Origin of the sequence: Micromonospora sp. MH33, assembly GCF_003013775.1 — a bacterium.
In the GTDB taxonomy this organism is placed as follows: domain Bacteria; phylum Actinomycetota; class Actinomycetes; order Mycobacteriales; family Micromonosporaceae; genus Micromonospora; species Micromonospora fulviviridis.
Genome location: NZ_MUYZ01000549.1, coordinates 1 through 2,290, shown reverse-complemented (window position 1 = coordinate 2,290; position 2,290 = coordinate 1). Strand labels below are relative to the sequence as shown.

Below are 2,290 nucleotides of genomic sequence, written 5' to 3'. Positions count from 1 at the left end.
TCGGCGACCTGCCCGGCCAGTTCGAGCAGCGTCCGGTGCTCCCGGTCCACGGCACGCCGCGACGCTCGCCGCGCCGACCGCCGGGTAGCCGCCGAGAGCCAGCACCGGGGCGGCCAGCCCCATGGCGGCGACCACCCCGAGCAGCTCGGCGGTCTTCGCCCGGCCGGCCAGCCGGGCGTACCGGCCGGCGGCGCCGAGCCGGTCCAGTTCGGTCCAGACCAGCGCCTCCAGGGCGCCGGAGCGCAGCGCGCCGCCCGCGCCCCAGAGCAGGAAGCCGACGGCGAACGCCGGGTAGGACGGGACGAGCACCCAGAGCGCGAAGCCGGCGGCGGCGAGCAGCGGGGCGAGGCAGAGCAGCAGCCGCCGGGAGACGGCGTCGGCCCAGGCGCCCGAGGGCACCTCCAGCAGGATGCCGGCGGCCGACCAGAGCACGAAGAGCGAGGAGATCTGCCCGACCGACAGCCCGGTGTCGGCGAAGAGCAGCGCGTACACCGGATAGAGCAGGACCAGGTCGGTGAGGAACGCGTAGGCGTAGAGGGTGGCGGCGAGCCGGCGCTCGGCGGGCACGCGCGCGGAGACGATGAGCATTGGGGCCTTCCCACGGGGACGTGACGGACACCGGACGTGCGGTGTCCGCGGTGGCCCGCGGGCTCGACCCTCAGCAGGGCATCAATGTCGCCAGTGCATGCGGCGATGGTAGCGCCCGTCCGGCGCCCGCGCCGCCCCGCGCACGGACCGGGGTGGGACCCCGCAGGGCCCCACCCCGGCCGGTGGGCGGTCGGTCAGCGGCGGGACCGGTCCACGTCCGCCTGCGGGATGACCATGGTGGCCTCGTTGTCCGCGGCCTGCTCGGCCGTGGGCTGCCGCGGCGTGGTCGGCTGGGTGCGGTCCGGGTCGCCGTACGGCGGCACCGGCTGGGTCGGCTCCGCGGCGCCGTACGGGGCCACCGGCTGGGTCCGGTCCGCGTCGGCCTCGCCGGGCACCGGCCGGGTCAGCTCGGCCTCGGCGTACGGGCTGGTCGGCCCGGCGAACCGCGCCTCGACGTCCCGCCGCCCGGCCTGGTACGCCCGGGCGTGGGTGGCGATGGTCCGCGACTCCTCCTCGGCGCGGGCCAGCCAGTTCTCCCAGCGGCTCTGCATCGGGCGGACCAGGCCGCCACCGACCCCGACGACGAGGATGCCGCCGACCGTGGCGAGCACGGCGATCAGCACCGGGGTGGTCACCGTGGTGGCGACGCCGATCTGGTTGAGCGCGGCGATGATGCCGAGGCCGAGGATGAACACGGAGGCGATGTTGGCGAGCACCCGGCCGTAGGAGAGGCCGCCGAGGGCGCTGGAGATGATGTCCTTGACCGCCTTGGCGATGGCCGCGGCGACCACCACGATGACGATGGCCACGAACGCCCGGGGCAGCCAGGCCACCACCCCGTGGATCAGGTCCGAGATCGGGTTCGGGCCCCAGATGCCGAAGGCGAGCTGGAGGGTGACCAGCAGCACCCCGTAGTAGGCCAGCTTGGCGACGATGTCGCTGGCGTCGTACTTCGAGCGGGCGAGTGCGGTCTTGATGCCGCCGCGCTCGACGGCCCGGTCGAAGTGGACCCGTTCCAGGACCTTGTCCACGATCTTCAGCACGGCCTTGGCGATCAGCCAACCGGCCACCAGGATGGCGATGAAGGCGACCGCCTTGGGCAGGAACAGCATCACCGAGCGGAACGCGTCGCCCACCGCGTCCCCGAAGTTGTCTTTCATCGAAGGGCCTCCACGCACTTGGTCAGGGGTCGTTCGCCTGGAGCTACCCTGACCAGACGTCCGGGAAACGCGGTCAGCCCCCGGGGCAGCGGTATCGGACCTGCGTGCCGGCCTGCACCGGCGACGGCTCGATGATGTTGACGGTGGCGGTCCCGGTGGTCGCGCCGACCCCGCTGAACGTCCACTTGAGGGTGAGGGTGGCGGTCCGCTGGCCGCGGCCGACCCGCTCGGTGAGCAGGCTCCCCGGCGGCGCGTCCGAGCGGAACCACTGGTAGCGGATCACCCCACCGCGCCCGTTGGTGCGCACGGTGGCCACCACGTCCACGGTGACGTCGCAGGCCACACCGGGAGGTCGGGGCACCGCCACGGTCACCCCCTCGACCTCCAGCGGGCGCAGCCGCTGCCAGAGGTAGAGCCCGACCACCACCAGCAGCGCCGCGGTGAGCAGGGTGGACAGCACCGAGACGACCCGGCGCCAGACCGGGCGGGGCCGCCGCGCCGAGGGCACCGCCGGCCAGGCCGGGGCGGGCGGCGGGGTGGCC

General features: G+C 74.6%; 1 protein-coding gene and 2 pseudogenes. All 3 read right to left on the bottom strand.

Annotated features, from left to right (window positions below):
- Positions 1 to 588 (bottom strand): annotated as a pseudogene (locus tag B0E53_RS35640) (MFS transporter); the annotation flags it as partial.
- Positions 589 to 782: 194 nt separating this feature from the next.
- On the bottom strand, positions 783 to 1,748 hold the full coding sequence (locus tag B0E53_RS35635) for a hypothetical protein (RefSeq protein ID WP_107079840.1): 966 nt from the start codon (positions 1,746 to 1,748) through the stop codon (positions 783 to 785).
- A gap of 73 nt (positions 1,749 to 1,821) precedes the next feature.
- Positions 1,822 to 2,290 (bottom strand): annotated as a pseudogene (locus B0E53_RS35630) (hypothetical protein); the annotation flags it as partial.

Excerpts from the sequence above, each read along its gene's own strand:
- B0E53_RS35635 (WP_107079840.1), bottom strand. The coding sequence starts at position 1,748 with ATGAAAGACAACTTCGGGGACGCGGTGGGCGACGCGTTCCGCTCGGTG.